The 19,814-nt window shown below is 68.1% G+C and carries 14 protein-coding genes; 2 read left to right on the top strand and 12 right to left on the bottom strand.

Features of this window, described 5'->3' with window-relative positions; genetic code table 11:
* Positions 1–174 precede the first annotated feature (174 nt).
* Positions 175–8,529 carry an RHS repeat-associated core domain-containing protein gene (locus K2X73_RS12240; RefSeq protein ID WP_294111257.1) on the bottom strand — a complete coding sequence of 2,785 codons (8,355 nt, stop codon included), beginning with the start codon at positions 8,527–8,529 and terminating at the stop codon, positions 175–177.
* A gap of 111 nt (positions 8,530–8,640) precedes the next feature.
* Positions 8,641–9,414, bottom strand: a complete 774-nt coding sequence (locus K2X73_RS12245) for a hypothetical protein (protein WP_294111259.1) — start codon at positions 9,412–9,414, stop codon at positions 8,641–8,643.
* Positions 9,415–9,855: 441 nt separating this feature from the next.
* Between K2X73_RS12245 and K2X73_RS12250 the strand changes: the two genes are divergently transcribed.
* The gene (locus K2X73_RS12250; protein WP_294111261.1) at positions 9,856–10,044 is read left to right on the top strand and encodes a hypothetical protein; all 189 of its coding nucleotides are present in this window, start codon (positions 9,856–9,858) and stop codon (positions 10,042–10,044) included.
* Between the two features lie 75 nt (positions 10,045–10,119).
* Here K2X73_RS12250 and K2X73_RS12255 read toward each other — a convergent pair whose 3' ends face one another.
* Positions 10,120–11,910 (bottom strand): IlvD/Edd family dehydratase, encoded by a 1,791-nt coding sequence (locus K2X73_RS12255; RefSeq protein WP_294111263.1) that lies wholly within the window; start codon positions 11,908–11,910, stop codon positions 10,120–10,122.
* A gap of 84 nt (positions 11,911–11,994) precedes the next feature.
* On the opposite strand from K2X73_RS12255, the gene K2X73_RS12260 reads away from it, so the two are divergent.
* The gene (locus K2X73_RS12260) at positions 11,995–12,918 is read left to right on the top strand and encodes a Gfo/Idh/MocA family oxidoreductase (protein WP_294111265.1); all 924 of its coding nucleotides are present in this window, start codon (positions 11,995–11,997) and stop codon (positions 12,916–12,918) included.
* A 120-nt stretch (positions 12,919–13,038) separates the two neighbouring features.
* Here the strand turns inward: K2X73_RS12260 and K2X73_RS12265 are convergent, their stop codons facing one another.
* The 9 genes from K2X73_RS12265 to K2X73_RS12305 form a co-directional block, all read right to left on the bottom strand.
* Positions 13,039–13,242 carry a toxin-antitoxin system HicB family antitoxin gene (locus K2X73_RS12265; protein ID WP_294111267.1) on the bottom strand — a complete coding sequence of 68 codons (204 nt, stop codon included), beginning with the start codon at positions 13,240–13,242 and terminating at the stop codon, positions 13,039–13,041.
* Between the two features lie 3 nt (positions 13,243–13,245).
* Positions 13,246–14,133: an SPFH domain-containing protein gene (locus K2X73_RS12270; RefSeq protein ID WP_294111268.1), complete on the bottom strand. Its 888-nt coding sequence runs from the start codon at positions 14,131–14,133 to the stop codon at positions 13,246–13,248.
* 233 nt (positions 14,134–14,366) lie between these two features.
* On the bottom strand, positions 14,367–14,882 hold the full coding sequence (pal, locus tag K2X73_RS12275; RefSeq protein ID WP_294111270.1) for a peptidoglycan-associated lipoprotein Pal: 516 nt from the start codon (positions 14,880–14,882) through the stop codon (positions 14,367–14,369).
* Between the two features lie 47 nt (positions 14,883–14,929).
* Positions 14,930–16,318, bottom strand: a complete 1,389-nt coding sequence (tolB, locus tag K2X73_RS12280; protein ID WP_294111271.1) for a Tol-Pal system beta propeller repeat protein TolB — start codon at positions 16,316–16,318, stop codon at positions 14,930–14,932.
* A 5-nt stretch (positions 16,319–16,323) separates the two neighbouring features.
* A complete protein-coding gene (locus K2X73_RS12285; protein ID WP_294111274.1) occupies positions 16,324–17,202 on the bottom strand; it encodes a cell envelope biogenesis protein TolA in 879 nt (292 codons plus the stop codon).
* Between the two features lie 3 nt (positions 17,203–17,205).
* Positions 17,206–17,631, bottom strand: coding sequence for a protein TolR (tolR, locus tag K2X73_RS12290; protein ID WP_294111276.1), 426 nt, complete (start codon positions 17,629–17,631; stop codon positions 17,206–17,208).
* Positions 17,632–17,803: 172 nt separating this feature from the next.
* Positions 17,804–18,502 carry a protein TolQ gene (gene tolQ / locus K2X73_RS12295; RefSeq protein WP_294111278.1) on the bottom strand — a complete coding sequence of 233 codons (699 nt, stop codon included), beginning with the start codon at positions 18,500–18,502 and terminating at the stop codon, positions 17,804–17,806.
* 12 nt (positions 18,503–18,514) lie between these two features.
* Complete coding sequence (locus tag K2X73_RS12300) at positions 18,515–18,961, bottom strand: YbgC/FadM family acyl-CoA thioesterase (protein WP_294111279.1); 447 nt, start codon at positions 18,959–18,961, stop codon at positions 18,515–18,517.
* 76 nt (positions 18,962–19,037) lie between these two features.
* Entirely contained in the window at positions 19,038–19,784 is a 747-nt protein-coding gene (locus tag K2X73_RS12305; RefSeq protein ID WP_294111281.1) for an exonuclease domain-containing protein, read from the bottom strand.
* Positions 19,785–19,814 lie beyond the last annotated feature (30 nt).

Consider the following 19,814-nt stretch of genomic DNA (forward strand, 5'->3'; position numbering starts at 1 on the left):
CGCGGTAACAAGCGGCCTTCAAGCCGTGGGTTTCCCCGGTCGCCGGCCGCGTTACCGCGCTTGCCCGCCCCGGTAACGAGGCGGGAGGCATCGGCGCGAAGGGGCAGGCGGCGGCCGATCATGCCAAGCCGGCGGTTTTGGTGGCAGTTATGCGTTGCTCAGCCCGTCGCGGGTTCAATCGCTGCGTGAAAGCTCATAGGCTCCCCAGGCGGCATAGCCGCCGGCGATGTGGAACGCGACCACGCCGAAGATCGCATAGGCGTCGTTGGTCTGCAGCTTCTTGCTGAGATCGGCCACCGCGCTCGAAAAACGAACAATCGTGTTGCCGATCTTGGCCGAGGTGCCGCCCGCGTTGATCGCATTGCTGGTGAGGTAATTGCTTTGCTGCCAGGCGCTCGACAGGGCGCCGGTCGCGGCACCTTTGAGCGCCCCGGTCCATGTCGCCTGCCCCAGGCCCTGATACCAGGGCTGGTGGCCCACCAGATTGGTGACGATCTTGCTGACATCGCTGCTCGCCGCGCCCGATACCGCGCTGAGCGCCGCCTTGGTGCCGATACGAGCGAAGATCGCGCCGTAAGAGGTGCTGCCCTGCAAGCTGCTGAGCTCCATCGCCCCGCGCGCGACATTGCCAAGCGCGCTGATCCCGCCGCTCGCCAGGCCGCCGGCGGCGCCCGACAGCGCGCCGATCCCCACAGCCGAGAAGAAGCCGGCGGCGGTGAAGTCGCGTCCGTGGGTGACGTCATATTGCAGGCCGGATAAGCCCGCGCCGACCAAGGTGCCGCTGAACACGCTGTTGCCGATCGTCGCGATCGCCGATCCGGTCACGGTTTCGGCGGCGGCTTCGGCGGTGACGCCGGCGGCGACCTCGACCCCCAACTCGGCGCCTTCCGCCCCGATCAGCGCCGCGTCGACCGAGCCCGCCGCCGCGTCCGACGCGCCGCCGGTGAACGGCGTCAGCAGCAGCCCCGCCGCCGTCACCGCCACCAGCGCGAGGCCGATGCCAACCCGCGCCCAGATCGACAGCTGTCCGCTCGGATCGACCGCGATCAGCGGAACGTTGCCGGCGAACAGATAGGGGCTCGGAAACTGGTTTTGCGGATCGGGCGCGAGGAAGCGCATCTGGTCAGGATCGTAGAGTCGGGCCTTGAAGTTGTAGAGCCCGACCTCGCCATCCCATTCCTGGCCCTGGAACAGCCTCGCGAACCCGCTTGGGTCGACGCCGATCGGGATCAAAGGCTGGCCGAAGGGGAGATAGCCATACTGCGCGACCGCACCGTTCGCATCGACCAGCGCCCAGCAGCTCTGGGTCGGGTCCTTCAGCGGATAGCGCCGATCCGCGCCCCGCAGCACCGCGAGCAGCCCCGCCGGCCCCTGAACATAGGCGGTCCACGCGCCGTCGATCAGCGTCGCGAGCGGCTCGCTGCTCACGCCGTTGAAATAGGCGATGGTTTGTCCGACGCCGGCGCGCAGCTGCTTCAACACGCGCTGGCTGGCGTCGCCATAGGCCAGACGGATGCGGTTATCGCCGCGCGCGATCGCCACCGCCATCGCCGTGCAGCGATCATAGGCGAGCGTGCGGCCCAGCCCCTGCGTCTGCTGGCCGCGCGCGTTGAAGGCGAAATCGGTCGCAACCGCCGTGCCCAGGGTCGCGCTGGCGACGCGGTCGGTGCCGGGGGCGTAAGTGAAGTCGGTCGCGGCGCTGCCAATCGTCCCCGCCCAGATATTGCCGTTCGGATCGAACTGGGTGATCGCCTGGCTCTGGGTGCCGCTGAGCGCATTGTATCGGCGCTGGCCGTCATAGCCGATGGTGCCGTGATAGTCGGCCGCCGCGCCGGCCAGGCTCAGCGTGATGTCGCGCTCGGTCACCGCCTCGTCCGGGGCGTAGGCGAAGCGCATCGCGAGCGACTGGTCGCCGGTGGTCGCCCGCGTTTCGATCGAGAGCGGATTGCCACGCGGATCGCTGCTCGCCGCGACCGTCCAGGCATCGCCGAGCGCTTGGATCGCGACGCCGCCATCGGGCGCGTAGGTGAAGCGCCCGAGATCGTCGCCCCCCGGGCTGGTGCCGATCGCGACGACCTTGCCCAACTGGTTGAAGCGGTAATGGACCGTCGCCACCGGGCAACCGGCGGGATAGTCGATCGCGACCACCTCGTTCAGCGGATTATAGGCATAGCCGATGGTGCCAGCGGCGTCGCTCGCGCCCGATAGCCGGGTGGTGACGCTCGCCACTTGGCCGTTCGCGGCATAGCGATAGTCGGTGTCGACCGTCACCGCGCCCGCCGCGGGATCATCGCCGGGCGCGGCGTTATAGCTGGTCGAGCTCGATTTCTGCCCGATCAGGTCGGGATCGCCGCCGTCGCCGTCGAACCGCCAGACGGTGGCGGGCGTGCCGTCCGTCGGATAGCTGGGATCATCGGCGCGCGCGCGCAGCGTCGCCGCGTCCCAGATGCCCTCGACCACCCCCTGTTCGACCATCCGGTTGAGCGCGTCGAACTTGTAATAGAGATACCAGGCCTCGCCGCTGTCCATCGCCGGCTGGACGAAGCGCAGATTGCCCGCCGCATCATGAACGAAGCGGACCAGCCCGGCGTCGCTGTCGGCGAAGCCCTCGCTCAGCTGGAGCGGGTTGGTCGTCGCGACGCGCACATAATCGGCATCGCCTTGCTGTGGGCCGCTGCCGGTGGCGTTGGGCAGCCGGGTGGTGACGGAGACGACCGGCCCGCTCTCCGCGATCGTGTACGCATATAGCCCTTCGGAGGCTTCGGTGCCCGATCCATCGGCGGCGGCGCTGGTCGAGCCGACCTGTTGGGTGAGCATGTCGAGCAGGGTCGCTGCCTGCACCTTGGCCGGGCTGATGACGGTTTGGCGCGCGAAGATCGGACCGTCGTCTCCGCCGCCGGTCGCGCCGTAATCGAACTGCACCGTCTTGCGGTCGGCGGCCGGCACGGTGAGGTCGATCGCGCATTCCTTGCCCGGCGCCCCGGTTTCGAGCGTCACCGAGCGCGGCGACGGCTCGTAGCGGGTGCCATGATAGGGATAGCCCTGGTCGTCGCTGCGGCGCACCGGCCCGTCCTGCTGGCCGCGATAATAATCGGCGACGTCACCCGGCATCTGCCAGGTCGAGCCGAGATTGGCGAGGAAGCCCGGCACATCGACGAAGCCGGGGTGATATTGCAACGGCGCCACCGCCGCGCCGCCGCCGAAGCTGCCGGGCGCGCTCTTGGTAACCGCGATCACGCGGTCGAGCCCGTCATTCACCGTCTGCGCGACCACGCTGTCCGCGCCGACCAGTTGATGCGCCTGGCGCTGGCGCTCGGCGGCGTCGGTATAGGTAAGGCCGAGCCGCATGTCGCTGCCGATGGTCAGGTTCTTCACCCCTGTGGCGCCGCCGCCCAGCGTGACCGCGATGGCGCGGGTGGCGGGTGCCCGCTTGGCGCTGAACAGCAATTGACCGCCGGCGAAGAACAGGAAGATGCCGGCATCGGCGAGCACCAGCCATTGCCGCGCCGGCGCGACACGCGCGGTGAGCGGCGCGATGGGGTCCGCGCCTTGCGCCGCGTGATAGCCGGTGCCGTCGAAGCCGACGACGATGTCGCCGAACGTCACCGCGATCGTGCTGCCCGCGCTGGGGATCAGTTCGAGATAGAGCGCATAGGCGCCGCTTGGTTCGGCGCCCGTCCAGCGTAGCGTGCCCGGGGTGCTGCCGGTGTAGCTGAGCACGTCGCCCGCGACCGTCCAGGCGGCGGCATCGCCATCCGTCGCCCAGCGCGCGCGCCAGGCGCCGGCATCACGGAAGGTCTCGACCTGGCCGCCGCCGGCGGGATGCGCCGTTACCGCGGCATTGGGGCTGGCGGGATCGAAGGCGCCGGCGGGCGCGCCAGCGCGCGAGAGGAAGTTGAGCGCGATCTCCTGCACGTCGCCCGTCGGCCCAGCGGTTAGCGCGGCGCGGTTGGTGTCGTCATAATAGCTGAAACTCGTCGCCCCGCTCGCGACCATCGACGCGAGCACGGCGTGCGTCGCGCCATCGAACGTGCGCCCGGTCAATCCGTTGGCGAGCGGCACCAGCAGCGCCGCGTCGATCTGAACCTCGACGGCACCGTGGTTGGCGATCACCAGCGCGATCGATAGCGCCGCGCCTTCGCTCGCGCCGGGCACCGGCACGGGCAGCGTGCGATAGACCCAGGCCCCATCGGTCGCCTCGAAATCGAGCGTCGCCGCCGGCTGGGCAACGTCGTCGATCGTCACCGTCGCCGCCAGCCCGCTCCCCGCGACCGGCGCATAGCCCGGATCGGTGCGATACCAGCAGCCCGCGACATAGGCCGCGCCCGCCTGATATGGCGCGATCGTTACCGTCGCGCTCGCGCCGCCCGGCAGCGCGAGCGACTGGACGCCCGTCCGCGCCAGATCGGTGCGGAACCGCGTGCCGTCGAACCGCCAGCCCTCGAACGCGTCATAGGGCTGGAAGTCGCTATAGGCGAAGCCGCCGGCGCCCGCGTTGGCGCATTGCGCCACCGGGAACTGTTCGTCCTGGGCGTAAAGCGTCGCGGTCGGCACGCCGAGCGCGCTCAGGCTCTCAAGCTCCAGGCCGTAGCGGGTACGCCGGGTGAAGCGCTGGCCCAACGTCCACCCCGCGGGGCTGTTGCCGGCGTGATAATCGGCGAACGGGAAGCCGACGCTCGACGCGCTTTCAAGCGCGAAACGCGCCTCGCACGCCCAGGCGGTGACCCCGTCGCCGAGCAACGTCGCCCAGGGCTGATAGGTGGTCGCCGCCGCCTTGATCGGCACCGGCGCCCCCTCGCCCCCGATCGGGCGCGCTTGCGCGGAGCTCTCGGCGATGTCGGATAGCGCATGGATCGCGCGCAGCCCTGGATAGACTTGGGCGCCATAAACCGCGCCATTCTCGAACGTCTGGCGGTCGCCGTTCGCGGTATAGCTGTCGGTGGATTGCAGCACCGGCCGGCTGCCGAACGGCGCGGGCTGGCCGGGGGCGACATAGTAGCTCCGCTTGTGGGTCGTCAGCCCGTCGCGGAAATCCTCGATCGCGGTGGTCGTCGCGAACCCACCATGCAGCTGCACCGCGCCCGCCCCCGGATCGCCCGGAGTGAGCGACACCTGCGTGAAGACGGAATACTCATACGCCGTCGCCTCGCGCAGCACGCCGTCGCTGTCATAGGTCGCGGTGCGGCGCAGCATCCCGTCGAGCATGTTGTAGTAATTGCCCTGGGTGATCGTCAGGCCGTTGAGGTAGAGATTTTCGGTATAGCCGTTGGCGGGCGCCGCGCGATCGGCGCAATCGGGATAGACCCGGGCGCGGTAATATTTGACGATCCGGCCCGATGGATCGCACGCCGCGCTGCTCGTGTCGAACTCGTAGAGCGTGGGCACGGGCGTTTCATAGCCATAGTCGATCGTCAGCCGCGCCACCGCGAAATGGACGATGTTGCCCTGCAGGGCCGAACCCGCGAAATGATTGAGATAGACGGTGTCGCTGCTGTCGAAGCTGATCGCGCGCGCTGGATAGGTCATGAACATCTGCGGGCCGCCCGCATAGACGCCGGCGCCGGCGATGCCCCCGGCCATGCCGGGATAGGTCATCTTCTGGCCGTCGAACGACCCCAGCGCCTGGAACTGGCCGCCATTGCGCAGCACCGCCGATTTGACCGCGACCGGGTTGGCGCCATCGTTGACGACGAAGCTCAGGAAGCCGGGCGCCTGGTTGACCAGCGAGTCCGAGTTTAGGACGGCGCTCACCCCGCCGATCTCGCTCGCGAGGTCGATCGTCGCCGCCTCGGCGACGATCACCGCCCAATCATCGGCGATGCCGCGGAAATAGACATAAGGCCCGGCGACCGCCCAATCGGCGCCGCCGCTGCTCGGCCAGTTGAGATAGCGCGCCTCCTGGGGCGGCAGGCTTTGCTTGAGCGCGGTGCCCGCCTGCGGCCAATCGCCGGTGTTGCGCGTGGCGTCGAAGCCGAGCGCGAAGCCGGTGGGCAACGTGATCGAATTGGTGGGCGCGAGAATCTGGATCACCCAATCGGGGCCATAGGCGTAGCGTATCTCGGTATCGGTGACCGAGGGCGGCGGCGTCAGGTTCTGGTTGGCGAGCCACTGGGCGCCGGTGAAGCGGTAGATTACCCCGTTCACCGCGATCATCGTGTCCTCGACGATCGTCGGCGTGAACAGCGTGTTGGCGGTGGTGCCGCTGCCGGGGGTGAAGGTCACCGGGTCGAACGCGTCGACCGTAACGGCATAGTCGGCGTCCCAGCGCGCGGGCCATAGTTGAAACATGTTGCCCGAGGCGAGCAGGTTGCTCACCACGACCATGCCGTTGCCGGGCACGACCTGAACGCCGCGCGGATCGAGCGTGTAGAGCCCGGTGATCGCAACCGGCGCCGTCGCCTGCCAGGCGAGCGTGCCGTCGAGATAATGGACCGTCAGGGCGCCGCTCGCGTCGAGCAGCGCGTAATAGTCCCCACGCGCCGCGAACCAGCTCCACTGGGTGAGCGGAAAGCGTTCGACCGTCCAGGCCATGTCGGTCCAGCGGAAGGTGACGCGTTCGTAGAAGTCGCTCGCGGTTCCGGCGATGCTCGTCACCAGGAAAAAGCTGGCGCCCGAGGCGAAGCCGGGATCGAGCTGGACATTGTCATAGACCAGCGAGGGGGCATTGGGGGCGGTGACGCGGCCGTTGATCGTCGCCGGCAGCCACTGGCCCTGCCGCGCGGTATCGCGCTGGAAGACATAAACCACGCGCTGCGGGGTGCCGGTGCCGGCGAGCCGGTTGAAGTGCAGCGCGAGGAACGCGTCGTCGGCCAGCACGTCGAGCGAATCGAGATCGAGGCCCTGCTTGTCGAGCACGGCATCCTCGTGCGCCTGCCAGCCGAGCCACGCCCCGGTCCAGGTGAAGACCTGCATCGTCAGCGTACCGCGACCGGCATTGGCGTTGTAATAAGTGACGACCGCGTAATCGGCTCCGAAGAAGACGCGCGGCGAGCCGCCCGCCCCCAGCGCCGTCGGACGGGTGACCGCAACGCTGCGATCACAGGCGGCGAGCGATTGCAGGCTATAGTCGTAACGCGCGGTCGCGCCTTCGGGATAGGTGATGCTCGCCAGTGCGGCGGGCGCGTAGCCGGTGGGACGATCGGGATCGTCGACGCGCTGGAGATAATAGCCGAAATCGAGCGACGGCGCGGTGCTGCCATCGGCATAGGCCATTTCGATGCCGGCCAGGAACCGCTTGTAGGTATCGCCCTCCAGCGCGCCGCTGCTGGCGGTAACATTGGCCACCTCGCGCGCGCGCCCCTCCGCGTCCGGGCGCGGCGCGTAGAGGAAGCGATAGCTGAACAGCGGCACGCCTTGCGCGTCATGTGCCGCCAGGCCCGCCAGGAACTTGGTTTCGTAACGGTCCTGATAGGGGCTGGGCGCGGTCGAGGGCACGGCGCGGTGCGGATCGCAATATTCGCGCGGGTCGGCATCGTCCGGCCCCCACAGCTTGTCGCCGTAGCTTAGCTCGACCGAGCGGCCGAAGACGTCGGTCACCCCGGTCAGATAGACCGCCTTGGTGAAAGGCAGCCCGTCCGTCCCGACGCGCTGCTCGACATCGGGGATCAGGCCGGTCGCGGGATCACGGTCCCAGCCATTATAGGCAAAGCCGATCCGGTCGCCGAAGCGGTCACGGATGCCGGTGAGATACCAGGCGCGCGCCACCTGCACCTGCCCATCGGTGACGTTCGAGGCGCCGCGCCAGCTCGGGCGATCGCTCGCCCCGCGCCACCACACCTCCCAGGCGATACTGTTGGCGATGCCGGTGCGGAAATGGTCTGGCGTGTCGGCGCCCAGCCCGCCGAACAACTGCACCATCCCCGCCTCGGTGACGATCAGCCACCGCTCATAGGCGGGAAAATAGGCGATCAGGCTGAACTTGTAGTTCTGGAGCGCATAGCATTCGCCGCCATAGCGTACTGCGATCGCGTCTCCCTCGGCGTCCAGCGTGAACTGCTGTTGCAAGGCGGGGTCGTCGATCGTCCAGGGGCCGCTCCCCGCGAGCGTGGCGGCGGGATCGAGCGGCAGCCCCATCGCGTGGAAGCCGTCGAGCACCGCGACAGGCACCGGCGCACCCGGAACGAGCGCCCGCGCGACGCTTGCCGGCAGCGTGAACAGCACCGGCACCGCCGCCTGGCGATAAAGGCTGTTCGGAACGCCATTGTCGTAGAGCGTATATTGGCGTGTGCTGGCGACCGGTGAGCCGCTGTCCGCCGCCTCGATATAGCTGAGCGGGAAGCTCCACCCCAGGCCGAGCACGCCGGTCGGCGCATCGCGGTTCCAGGTGACCGCCGCTTCGGCGACATTGCTCTGATACTGGAGCGAGATATCGATATCGAGCCCGGAATTCTGGGTCCGCCCGGGCAGCGTGACCACCGATTGGGTGAGGTTCACGTCACCGCGGAACAGGTTGACCGCGCTGGAGAGCTTGCCGATCGCCGAGCCGTCCATCTGGAAGGTGCGGATCGCGGGTACCGAATTGTCGACCATGCCATGCCTCTTGACTGGCGGGGCGCGTCATTCGCCGACACCCCGACGCGGCTGCCTGTGATTGCGCGGAGAGCGCGCCCGCGGCCTTGCCGTGCCGCAGGCGGCTGGCGTTCAGTTGGAGGGGATGCCGACGATCACCAGATTGACGAACGAGGCCTGATCGTCCTGGGTGTTGCCCGAATCGTCGCTAACGAAGGCGCGCGCGTCGTTGAGCATCACCTTGCTCGTGTCGGTGCCGTTCAACGTCCAGCCCGAGCAACCCGCGCCGATCGTCTTCACATGATGGTCTTTGCCCTTGAAGGTGACGGTGAAGCCGTTCACCAGCACGACCGCCTGCGACAGCGGCTTGCTGAATCCGACGGTCTGCGGGCTGCTGGTCTGCTGATTGGTGAGCATGACCATCTCGACCCCGGTTTCCGCATAATTGCCCGCGACGAGGATCGCATCGGCGCTTTCGGTGCTGGCGGAATGGCCGCTGCTGTCGACCATGGCGGCATCAGCGCTGATCCTGCCGGTGTTGCCGTGGTTGGCGAAGCCCAGCGAGACCAGCAGCTGGCGCAGATGGTGGTCGCCATCGGCGAAGGCAAGCGCGAAGCCAGCCACCCCGGGTTGCGCGAATTTGAGCGAATTTCCCGGCAGCGCGATGTCCGGCGATTGCGTTCCGGTGAGGATGCCGTCGACCGTGGCGAGCGCCAGGTTATTGTCCGCCGCGTCGGTATTGGCGATACAGACGAGCCCGACCACCGAGTCCGCCTTGTCGATCAGATTGCCCGAATCGTCGACCAGTTGGGCGGTGACGCTGGCCTGAACTTCATTATTGCTCCAGCTTGGTTGAATCGATAGACTGATTTTCTTGATATGATGGTCGTCATTTCCATAAGTCATGCTGAAGAACGATATACCAATGACGTTGGATAACACCGGCCGATCAAATACAAATTTCGCCGTCTGATTAAGATTGATCGAGGTCGATTTCACTTCGATTGCCATGATCAAGCTCCTTTGCGGTTATCATATTATTGGGAAACCAGACGGCCTCGGCAAAATACAGAATCGGCCCGGTCGATAGAAAGTGTATGAACTTTTGATAGAGTGATTCGCTTGTAATCTCAATGTGCAATAGTGATTAATTGGACGTAATCTAAAGAAGTAATGTCGTCATATCTTCGTCAACTTGTAAGATGATGGCCATGGCAATGTCACAATATTTTGGGGACACGTGCCAAGGCATGATCGACCGCTTCACCGCGCCAGACGCCGAGCAGCCTCGGGGTCGAGGTCGATGCGGGCGTTGGGCTTCTCGGCGGCGCGCGTTTGGAGTCCGCCGTGCCCCCGCGGCTCGACGCATTGGACCGCGCCTGGGCCGAGCGCGACCTGGACGCGCTGATGACGCTCATGGTCGACGACGCGAATTACGCGACGTCGACCGACGCGTGCTCGGCGGTAGGCCGGGCGGGATTGGTCGCAGCGGTCATGGCCCCTGAACGCGCTTGCCCAGTCACGCTTGCACAGTGAGCCCCGTTGGCCTCCCCGATGTCGCGGCCACCAGCCTTGCCGGAATACGGCCCAATCGCGCGAACGCGCGCTGCCCTAATGGCTATCGCGCGGCAGCCCGAAGCTCTGGGCGATACGCTGGAACGCCTCCGCCCCCTCCAGGATGTGCCCGGTGTTGAGCTGGCCGACCACGCCGCGCTGGATCGCCTGCCACGGCGTCTGCGACGGCGGATAGGGATAGCCCCCCGCCGCCTCGAACGCCGCGCGCCGCGCCGCGATCTCTTCGTCGCTCACTAGCATGTCGACACGGCGCTTGCCGAGATCGACGCGCACCCGATCCCCGGTCTGGAGCAGCGCAAGGCCGCCACCCACTGCCGCCTCGGGCGCGGCGTTCAGGATCGAGGGACTGCCTGAGGTGCCCGATTGCCGCCCGTCGCCGATGCACGGCAGCGCGTGGATGCCCGCTTTCAACAGATAGGCGGGCGGGCGCATGTTCACGACCTCCGCCGCGCCCGGATAGCCGACCGGGCCGGTGCCACGCATCACCAGGATGCAGTTTTCGTCGATCGCGAGATCGGGGTCGTCGATCCGCGCGTGATAATCCTCGGGGCCATCGAACACGATCGCGCGCCCCTCGAACGCCTGCGGATCGTCTGGGTTCTCCAGATAGCGGCTGCGGAATTCGAGCGAGATCACGCTCGTCTTCATGATCGCCTCGTCGAACAAATTGCCGCCGAGCACGATGAAGCCGGCGGCCGGTTTCAGCGGCCGATCGAACGGGTGGATCACGTCGGCGTCGAGGATCGCAGCGTCGCGGCAATTCTCGCCCAGGCTCTTGCCGCTGACTGTGAGCGCGTCGGCGTGCAGCAGCCCTTGCCTGAGCAATTCGCTCACCACCGCCGGTACCCCGCCCGCGCGATAGAAATCCTCGCCGAGATATTCGCCCGCCGGCTGCAAATTCACCAGCAGCGGTACGTCGAGACCGAACCGCTCCCAATCCGCGAGGCTCAGGTCCACCCCCATGTGCCGGGCGATCGCCTGCAAATGGATCGGCGCATTGGTCGAGCCGCCCAGCGCCGAATTGACGATGATCGCGTTCACGAACGCCGCGCGGGTCATGATGTCGGAAGGCTTCAGATCCTCGCGCACCAGCTCGACCGCGCGCAGGCCGGTTTCATAGGCGAATTGGGCGCGGTCGCGGTGCGGGGCGGGGATCGCCGCGCCGCCGGGCAGCTGCATCCCCAGCGCCTCGGCCAGGCTGTTCATCGTCGTCGCGGTGCCCATCGTGTTGCACCAGCCGGTCGAGGGCGCCGAGCTCGCGACGAGCTTCACGAAGCCGGCATGGTCGATCTCGCCCGCCGCGAGCAGTTCGCGCGCGCGCCAGATGATCGTGCCGGAGCCGGTGCGCTTGCCCTGATACCAGCCGTTGAGCATCGGCCCGACCGAAAGCGCGATCGCCGGGATGTTCACCGTCGCCGCCGCCATCAGGCAGGCGGGCGTCGTCTTGTCGCAGCCGATCGTCAGCACCACGCCGTCGAGCGGATAGCCGTAGAGCACTTCGACCAGGCTGAGATATTGCAGGTTGCGGTCGAGCGCGGCGGTCGGGCGCTTGCCGGTTTCCTGGATCGGGTGGATCGGAAATTCGATCGGGATGCCGCCCGCGTCGCGAATGCCGTCGCGCACCCGCTCGGCGAGCACGAGGTGATGGCGGTTGCAGGGGGCGAGGTCACTCCCCGTCTGGGCGATGCCGATGATCGGGCGGTTGCCTTGCAGCTCGGCCTGGCTGAGGCCGAAATTCAGGTAGCGCTCGATATAGAGGGCGGTCATGTCGACATTGTCGGGATTGTCGAACCAGGCGCGCGAGCGCAGACGCTGTGGGGCCGTCATCATTCGGCTTTCGGTTGGCGCGGGGCGGTGACCAGCATATATGTCATATAAATAGCCGTGCCACGGCGCCGCGAAAGGGTGAATATGGCTATCAATATCGCGGTCGTCGGGCTCGGCAAGATAGCGCGTGACCAGCATCTGCCCGCGATCGCCGCCAATCCGCGGTTCCAGCTCGCCGCGACGGTCGATCGCAGCGGCGGCGGGGTGGCGGGGGTGCCCAATGCCAAGTCGCTTGATGAGCTGTTGAAGCTGGGGGTGGCGGTCGACGCGGTGGCCTTGTGTATGCCGCCGCAGCCGCGGGTGGCGATCGCCCTGGATGCGATCGCGGCGGGGCTCGCGACCTTCCTCGAAAAGCCGCCAGCCACCACGCCCGGCGCCTTCCAGACGGTGGTGCGCGCGGCGGAAAGCGCCAAGGTGCCGCTGTTCGCCAGCTGGCACAGCCGCTTCGCGCCGATGGTCGCACCAGCGCGCGACTGGCTGCGCGACAAGCGCGTGACTGGCGGGCGGATCACCTGGCGCGAAAGCGCGCGCAAATGGCATCCGGGGCAGGCCTGGCTGTGGCAGCCGGGCGGGCTCGGCGTGTTCGACCCAGGCATTAACGGGCTGTCGATCCTGACCGCGATCCTGCCCGGCCCGGTGACGGTCGAGCGCGCCCGCTTCGAAGTGCCCGAGGGCGCCGCGACCCCGATCGCCGCCCAAGTGACCTTCGCGCACCGCGAGGCGACGATCGCGGGCGATTTCGACTTTCGCGAGGAACAGGGCGAGCGCTGGGAAATCGCGCTCGACACCGATGGCGGCACGCTGCTGCTGAGCGAAGGCGGCGCGGCGCTGTCGCTTGGCGGCGGCCCGGCCGAGCGCGCGCCGGTCGCCGAATATCCAGGGCTCTACGCGCGCTTCGCCGAGCTGGTCGAAGCGGGCGCGAGCGAGGCCGATGGTGCCCCGCTTGCATTGGTGGCGGACGCGTTCCTGATCGCCGAGCCGGTGCGGGTGGCGGCGTACACGCCCTGAGCCGGGTTGCCCGGCGGCCCGACCCACCCCAACCCCTCCCTTTCAGGGAGGGGCTACTGATCGTGCTGCTCCCCTCCCTGAAAGGGAGGGGCTGGGGGTGGGTCGACGCCAGACGCGACCTCAATCATCGCCCCCCTTCGGCGGCCGCCCGCGGCGCACCGGCTCGGGCGGGGCGAGCTTCACCCCGCGCCGCGCCAGCGCCTCGCGCAGCAGCAGCTCGATCTGGGCGTTGGCACTGCGCAACTCGTCGGCGGCGGCGCGTTCGATCGCCGCGTAGAGCTGCGGATCGAGCCGCAGCGGAAAGGCCTTTTTCGCGCCCCCCACCGCTCAGTAGAGCGAACCGGCGTTGACGATCGGCTGGGTGTCGCGCTCGCCGCACAGCACGACCATCAGGTTGGAGACCATCGCCGCGCGCCGCTCATCGTCCAGTTCGACGACGTTGCTGCGCGAGAGCGCCTCGAGCGCCATCTGCACCATGCCGACCGCGCCCTCGACCAGCGTCTGGCGCGCGGCGACCACCGCCTGCGCCTGTTGCCGGCGCAGCATCGCCCCGGCGATCTCCTGCGCATAAGCGAGGTGGGTGAAGCCACATTCGTCGACACTGACGCCCGCCACCGCGAGCCGCTTCATCAGCTCGTCGCGCAGCTCGGCGCCGATCTGGTCGTGATTGCCGCGCAGCGTCACCTCGTGATGCTCGAAATCGTCATAGGGGTAGCGCGCGCCGATCGCGCGGACCGCCGCCTCGATCTGGACGATCACGAACGCCTTATAGTCGTCGATGTCGAACAGCGCCTGGGCGGTGTCGGTCACGCGCCACACGACTTGCGCGGCGATCTCGATCGGGTTGCCGCGCAGATCGTTCACCTTCAGCCGCTCGGAAATGATGTTGTTCGCGCGCAGGCTGATCTTCTTCTTGCCGAGCCAGGGCAGCACCCAGCGCAGGCCGGTGGTGCGATCGGTGCCGACATAGGCGCCGAACAAAGTGACCGCCGCCGCCTGGTTCGGCTGGAGCATGTAGAAGCCGGGCGCGACGAACAGGATCACCAGCACCGCCGGCAGGATCACCGCGAGCGCGGCTTCCTGCGCGGCATCGATCATCGAGACGCCGAAGATCACGGCGACGATCGCCGCCAGCAGCACCAACAGCATCGCGTAACCGCTCGCGGCACTCGCCCGGCGCTCGCTGGTGCGGTTGAGATTGGTCGACTCGGTCATCTTGTCCTCCCGAAAATACGATATCATATTTATATCGATTTCCGGGGCCGGGCAAATGATTTCGAAGGCGCAAGAAGCGATCGACGCGGCAGGCCAAACCCCTCCTCCCCTTCAGGGGAGGAGGTTGGGAGGTGGGGGCGGTGTGCGGGGCTCGGCGCCGGCTGCCCGGCGCCACCCTCACCGCGCTTGATGCGCCGGGGTTTCGTACCGCGATCGAGCCGAGGCTGCCCGCCTCAGCTCACAACGATCGTCACCGCGCGGCGGTTCTGCGCCCAGCTGGCTTCGTCCGAACCGAGCGCGAGCGGGCGTTCCTTGCCATAGGAAATCGTCGTGATCCGGCTCGCGTCGATCCCGGCGGCGGCGAGATAGTTCTTCGCGGCATTGGCGCGACGATCGCCGAGCGCCAGGTTATACTCGCGCGTGCCGCGTTCGTCGCAATGCCCCTCGATCGTGATGCGCACCTGCGGATAGCGGCGCAGCCACGCGACCTGGCTGTCGAGCACGGCGCGCGCCTCGGCATCGATATCATATTGATCGAGCGCGAAATGGACCGTGTCGCTCGTCACCGATCGCTTGAAATCGGCGGCGGAGCCCGGAACGACCGCATCGCCCACCCCGGTCTGCGGCGTGGTCTGCGCGGCGGGCGGGGCGACATCGGCGGGCGCCGGCGGACGATCCTGGGGGCGCTTGCTGGCGCAGGCGGCCGTCAGCAAGGCGGCGGTCAGCATCAACGGGGTCGCTACTTTCATCGGTCTTCTCCTTTGAAGTTGGGTCCGCTCTCAGCTCGCGTGAAACCTCAGGGGCGCAACGGCCCCCAGCCTGGGTCAGATCCGTCGAGCGGCGTCGGCAGCCGCCGCAGATTGACCCCGGTAAGATCGACTGACCAGATATCGGCCTTGCCCGAGCTGCCCTGTGTCGCGCGGAAGAACATCAGCACGCGGCCATTGGGCGACCAGGTCGGCCCCTCGTCCTGCCAATCATCGGTGAGCAGTTTCTCGCCGCCACCGCCCGGGTTCATCACCCCGATGCGGAAATTGCCCGCGATCTTGGTGAAGGCGATCAGGTCGCCGCGCGGGCTCCACACCGGCGTCGCATAGCGCCCGCCGCCAAAGCTGATCCGGCGCTGGTTGCCGCCATCGGCGTCCATCACATAAAGCTGCTGACTGCCCGAACGATCGCTTTCGAAAACGATCTTGCCGCCATCGGGCGAGTAGCTGCCGCCGGTGTCGATCCCGGGCGAGGTCGTCAGCCGCTGCGCCGCGCCGCCATTCACGCTCACCCGGTAGAGATCGGTATTGCCGCCCACCGCCATCGAGAACAGGATGTACCGGCCATCGGGGGAAAAGCGCGGCGCGAAGGTGAGGCTGGCGTTCTGCACCACCAGCCGCTGCCGGCCCGAGCCGATATCGTAGACATAGACCCGCGGCTGATCGTTCACATAGCTCATGTAAACGATCGTCTGCTGGTTGGGCGCGAAGCGCGGGGTGAGCACGATCGACTGGCCGTTGGTCAGGAAGCGGTGATTGGCGCCGTCCTGGTCCATGATCGCGAGCCGCTTGATCCTCCGGCCCTTGGGGCCGGTTTCGGAGACATAGGCGACGCGGCTGTCGAAATAGGGGCCTTCGCCGGTCAGCCGCGCATAGATGGTGTCGGCGCATTTGTGCGCCGCGCGCCGCCAATCGGCGGGCGAGACGACGAAGCCCTGGCGCGTCAGCTCGGCCTTGGCGAACACGTCATAGAGATAACAGCCCACCGTCAGCGTGCCGTCGCCATTGGCGCGGACGAAGCCCTGCACCAGCGCCTGCACCCCGGTGCCGCCCCAATAATCGAATTGCGGCGCGGTCACCTCGTCATAGCCGATCGCGCGCAAGCGTTCGGCGCCGAGCGGGGTGAACAGGCCGCTATTCTTCAGATCGGCGGTCATCACCTCGGCGAGTTTCGCGCCGAGTTCATCGGTGCTGCCGGCGGGGGTTTGCACCGTCGCGGCGGCGGGGAGGACGGGGATCGCGATGGGGAGCGGCGCGGAGATGCCGCCCGTCACCGATACTTCGAGCGGCGGCGGCTGTTGCCCGGGCGCCGCCGGCTGCTGCGCGGGCGCGGGCGCGGACGCGGGGGGTGTCGCCGGCTGTTGCGCCAATCCGGGCGTCGCCGCGAGCAGCGCGATGGTCAGCCATTTGATGCGCATGATCCTCACCGTAATTGCCAGTTATAGTTGATGTTGCCCCAGCCGCCATTCGCCGTCTGGTAATATTCGCTGGGAAGTTTCAGCGGCGAACACGCCTTGAACGCGGCGATGCCCAGATCGATCACCCGCCGCGCATAACGGTTATTCTCGCCATCCAGCCCCGCCTGGCGCACGACCTTGGGATCATCGGCGAGACTGCCATCGGGGTTGAGCCGCAGATTGAGCGTGGTGACGATCTCGTTCGCGCCCGGCCCGGGGTTCACCTGGCGGTCAGCGCAGGGCTGAATCTGGCGGCGAATGGCGTCCTGGATGCTCGCCAGCGCCTTGGCGTCGATCACCGCGCCCTTGGGGGCGACCGTCTTGCTCGGGCTGGGGGTGTCGGTCAGCCCTTTCAGAAGCTCGTCGCTCAGGCGCGATCCGCGCGGGCGCGCGGCCTTGGCGGCGTCATTGGCGGCGAGCTGCTTGGGCGCGGGTTTCGCCGGCGCGGGTTGGGGCGGTGTCTTGGCGAGCGCCGGCGCCGGTTTCGCGGCCGGCTTGGGCTGGGGCGGCTTGGGGGCCGCGACTTCGGCGGGCTTGGGCGCGGGTTGCGGCTTGGGCGGCGCGGGTTCGGGCGGGCTCGGCCTGGGTACGGGCGGCGCCGGTTCGGGCGGCGGCGGCGCGGCTTCCTCGGGCGGGCCAAGATCGGGCGCCTGCGAGGGCGCGGCTTCGACCGTCGCCGGCGCGCTGCTCTGGAGCGCGACCGCGTCGACCAGCGACACGGTCACCGGCACCGTGAGCGGCTTGGGCGGCACCGGCTTCGCCAACCAGTTGCTCGAAAGCCAGGCGAGCACGGCGAGATGCGCGATCAGCGCGACGCCCAGCCCGGTGCTCTCGGCGCGATCCACTCTTTAGCGCTCCTTCGCCACCGTCAGCAGCGCGACGCGGTTGAGCCCGGCGCGGTTGAGCTCGCCCAGCACGCGGATCACTTCGGCATAAGCAAGCTTGCGGTCGGCGCGCAGGAACACCTGCCGCTCCTTGTTCGCGGCCGCGAGCTTTTCGAGCGTGGCGGGCAGTTGGGCATCGGCCACCGGCTTGTCGTCGACGAACAGCCGTCCGGCTTCATCGAGCGCGATCTGCACCGGCTTCTGGTCCTGATCGACCGGCTTGGCGCGGCTGTCGGGCAGGTTCACCGGCACGCCGGCGGTCATCAGCGGCGCGGTGACCATGAAGATGATCAGCAGCACCAGCATCACGTCGACCAGCGGGGTGACGTTGATCTCGGCGAGCGGCGCCCGCCGCCCGCGCCCGCGATGCGAAGGCAGGTTCATCGCCATGGCTGAACCCTCTTCGGCGAACGGGGATACCCCTCCATCAGCCGCTGGCGCGGCTGCCACCTCCCCTTGCAGGGGAGGAGCTTGCCAACGATCAGTTCCTCCCCTGCAAGGGGAGGGGGACCATGCGAAGCATGGTGGAGGGGTGTCCCCATCCGCTCGGGAGCACCACCCCTCACCGTTTCCCCGCCACTTCGAGCTGGCGGCTGAGCGTCGCGTGGAAGCTGTCGGCGAAGCGGTTGAGCCGCGCCTCGATGCGGTTGATGCGGTGGCTGAAGCGGTTGTACGCGATCACCGCCGGGATCGCCGCGAACAGCCCGATCGCGGTCGCGAACAGCGCTTCCGCGATGCCCGGTGCCACCACCGCGAGCGAGGTGCTCTGCGCCTGGGCGATGCCGGTGAAGGCGCGCATGATGCCCCAGACGGTGCCGAACAGCCCGACGAACGGCGCCACCGCGCCCACGGTCGCCAGGATGTTCAGCCGGTCGGAGAGCGCGTCGATCTCGCTCGCCACCGCCGCGCCCATCGCGGTCGCGAGCCGCTCGCGCGTGCCCTCGCGGTCGATTACCCCGCCCATCGTCGAGCGGCGCCACTCGCCGACCCCGGCGGCGAAGACGCGCGCGATCGGCAGCCGGTTGTCGCTATGCTGCTTGTAGAAACCGTCGATATCCTCCGCCCGGTCGAAATCGCGCTCGAACGCCGCGCCCTGGCGGGTGACGCCGCCCAGCTTCAGCGTCGCCGCGATGATGATCGCCCAGGTCCAGATCGAGGCGAGCAGCAGCCCGATCATCACCAGCTTCACGACGATATCCGCCTGCAGGAACAGCGCGATCGGCGACAAGGTTACGGGGTTGGTATTGAGCGCGAACGCCACGCGATACTCCTGTCAATCCGCCCAAACGAGCGGTGCGAAAGCTTTGATCCAATCGGCCGGCTGGCGGCGCGGCCGGCCACTGGGGGCGACGAACGCGGCGACGACCTCCGCCGCGCTCAAGCTATCGTCGCCGCGCATGACTCGCTGATGAATGCGGCAGGATGCGGGCCGCACCTCGATCAGGCGCGAGACAACCACCAGCGCATCGTCGAGCCGGGCGGGGGCGCGATATTTGATCACGAGTTCGGCGACGGCATAGGCGCCCTCCCCCGCTTCATGCGCCGCGCGCTGGTCGATGCCCGCCAGGCGCAGCATGTCGGAGCGGGCACGCTCCATCCAGCGCAGATAATTGGCGTGATAGGCGACGCCCGAAAGATCGGTGTCCTCGAAATAGACCCGCACCGGAAAGCGGTGTTCGCGATCGACGAAACGACCGGTCGGGGGCTGATCGAGCGACATCGCGGGGGGGTTAACCCGGCGGTGCGACCAAGAAAACCCTTGAGTTCGATCCGGCCGCGCGGAGGCGGGCCGGCCGCTAATCGAACAACCGCTCCTGCCGGTCCTCGCGCCGGCGCGGGCCGGCCATGCCGCGCCGCGCCGCCTCCTGCTCGGCGGTGTAGCGCACATCGGGGTCGCGATCGCCGAAGAAGCCGGCGAGCGATTCGTCGCTGATCTCGGCCCAGTCCTTCCCCCGATCGGGGCCGAAGCGCACGCGGGGCAGCAGCCCGGGCAGCCGCGACCATTCGAGCAACTGGTCGAGCCCCGCCTCGTTCAGCATGTCGCGCAGATGGTGCGCCGTGACATAGGCATCGGGAAAGGCGCGGTGGGCGGGCAGGCCGCGTTCATGCTCCAGCCCCTCGGGCCGGCGCCAATAGCGCAGCACCTGGTTCGAGAAAGCGGGCGAATCGGGCCATAGCCGCAGCGCGCATTTCCAGGTGCAGATCCACTCGGCGCCGTGGCTGAGCGCGGGGGTGCAGAACACCTGCTCGAAATCGGCGCGGTGCGCGGCGAGCGCGCGGCGACGCGGCCAGGGATCGAGCACGCGGCGCGCGACATCGTGCCAATAGGGCGCGTCGGCCACCTCCTCGTCGAGGATATGGTGGATCGCCTGGGTGATCGGCGGGATCGGGCGCCCGGGATTGACGAGCAACGCCCCGCCCTCGCCCGCGATTTCCCAGCGGCCGTCGGCGCCTTGCGCGACATCCTGCCAGCCGATCTCGCACACGCCGTGCGCGGGCGGCGCGGGGCCGGTGGTTTCCAGATCGATCACGCGGATGAGCATCGCCGCGCTATAGCGCTTTGCGCCCGCGCG

The organism is Sphingomonas sp., from assembly GCF_019746665.1.
GTDB lineage: Bacteria > Pseudomonadota > Alphaproteobacteria > Sphingomonadales > Sphingomonadaceae > Sphingomonas.

Coding starts and splice junctions, on each gene's coding strand:
- pal (WP_294111270.1), bottom strand. CDS start 14,882: ATGAAAGTAGCGACCCCGTTGATGCTGACCGCCGCCTTGCTGACGGCC.
- K2X73_RS12270 (WP_294111268.1), bottom strand. CDS start 14,133: ATGACCGAGTCGACCAATCTCAACCGCACCAGCGAGCGCCGGGCGAGT.
- K2X73_RS12245 (WP_294111259.1), bottom strand. CDS start 9,414: ATGACTTATGGAAATGACGACCATCATATCAAGAAAATCAGTCTATCG.
- K2X73_RS12255 (WP_294111263.1), bottom strand. CDS start 11,910: ATGACGGCCCCACAGCGTCTGCGCTCGCGCGCCTGGTTCGACAATCCC.
- tolR (WP_294111276.1), bottom strand. CDS start 17,631: ATGGCGATGAACCTGCCTTCGCATCGCGGGCGCGGGCGGCGGGCGCCG.
- K2X73_RS12240 (WP_294111257.1), bottom strand. CDS start 8,529: ATGGTCGACAATTCGGTACCCGCGATCCGCACCTTCCAGATGGACGGC.
- K2X73_RS12300 (WP_294111279.1), bottom strand. CDS start 18,961: ATGTCGCTCGATCAGCCCCCGACCGGTCGTTTCGTCGATCGCGAACAC.
- K2X73_RS12260 (WP_294111265.1), top strand. CDS start 11,995: ATGGCTATCAATATCGCGGTCGTCGGGCTCGGCAAGATAGCGCGTGAC.
- tolB (WP_294111271.1), bottom strand. CDS start 16,318: ATGCGCATCAAATGGCTGACCATCGCGCTGCTCGCGGCGACGCCCGGA.
- K2X73_RS12305 (WP_294111281.1), bottom strand. CDS start 19,784: ATGCTCATCCGCGTGATCGATCTGGAAACCACCGGCCCCGCGCCGCCC.